The following is a 1,506-nucleotide window of genomic DNA, read 5'->3' on the forward strand; positions in this document are numbered from 1 at the left end:
CTATAGACAACGTTGTCTGAAGAAAGAGGTTTTTGTGAGCGACACTAGAGTTGGTTCAAATTCGCACCATAAAATCGAGGGGATAGGCACAAAAAGCCCGCCAGGATCAAGCGGTGCCATGAAAAGGACGCTCGGAACCGGGGCCATTGTCTTCATGGTGGTGGCGGCTGCTGCACCGCTCACCGCGGCGACAGGTGTGTTGCCCCTCTCGATTGTCTTTTCAGAGAACTCTGCGGCACCGTTCTATTACGTGATCGCAATGGCGATCCTCTGTTTGTTTGTCGTCGGTTACAACGAACTAAGCAAGCATATACGGAACGTTGGTGGCTTTTACTCGTACATTGAGCGAGGGCTTGGAAGGGTTCCCGGCAACGCCTCGGCGATGCTCGCACTGGGAGCCTACGCTCTGACCGTAGTGGCCTTGACTGTTTATGCGGGGCCGTTCATTACACAGCTCGTCGGCACATTCACCGGCTGGCAGGACTCCCCCTGGTGGCTTTGGTCGCTAGTGTTTTGGGCGCTCATTGCCTTACTCGGATACCGAGACATCGATCTGAGCTCCAAAGTCCTTGGTGTCTTGCTTGTTCTGGAAGCCGTAGCCCTGCTGGTGCTGGACATCGCTATCTTGTCCCAGGGAGGCGCCGAGGGCGTCACAGCCGCGCCCGTAAATCCGGTTGAAGCGATGACGCACGGGTCGCCTGCGAGTGGCATCATGTGGGCCGCGCTTGGTTTCGTCGGATTTGAAGCGACGGCGGTATTCCGCAGTGAGGCCAAAAACCCGGAGAAAACTGTCCCTCGTGCCACCTACCTGGCCGTATTCTCAGTCGGAATTCTGTATCTGTTCACTTCGTTCAGCATCGTTATCGGCGCGGGCTCGGGGAACGTCGTCGGGTTCCTCTCGGCTGACCCAAGCGCAGGAGTCTTCGTGCTCGGCTCTGAGTTTATTTCCCCCGTGTACTCGAACATAGTCAACGTGCTCCTCGTGGGTAGCGTTTTTGCTTGTGCTCTCTCATTTCACAATGTCGTGAGCAGGTACAAAATGGCAATGGGCCAGTCGGGGTTGCTCCCCGCATACTTCGGAAAGGTCCATGTCAGGCACGGAGTTCCATCGAACGCTTCGGCGGTCCTCTCGGGTCTCGTTCTCGTCGGGGTGATCGTGTCTGCAGTCCTCAACCTTGACCCGGTTACGGGGGTGTTCGCTCCGCTCGTGGGCGTTCTGGGGTTCGCCGTTCTGGCTCTCATGGCGCTGACATCCCTGGCTGTCATCTTCTATTTCAACTTTAGACCGACGCTCAAGGTGTCCATATTTGTCAGGATCATCGCGCCGGTACTGGCCATCCTCGGACTTGTATTCGTGCTGATCCTGTCCTTTACGAATATCGACGTGATAACAGGCTCAACCGGAGCATCCATTTTCGCCATCACACTCATGGTCGTCCTGCCCCTGACCGGTGCATTGCTGTCCCTTCGTAAGACGAACTCGGCTGGCATTCAAGACCACTGAAC

General features: G+C 56.2%; 1 protein-coding gene. It reads left to right on the forward strand.

All coding sequences use genetic code 11. The features are described from left to right. A partial coding sequence (locus MOD31_RS21805) for an APC family permease (protein WP_250821694.1) occupies positions 1 to 1,504 on the forward strand: 1,504 nt, incomplete at its 5' end. Positions 1,505 to 1,506: the final 2 nt, after the last annotated feature.

Source organism: Paenarthrobacter sp. TYUT067, from assembly GCF_023656375.1.
In the GTDB taxonomy this organism is placed as follows: Bacteria; Actinomycetota; Actinomycetes; order Actinomycetales; family Micrococcaceae; genus Arthrobacter.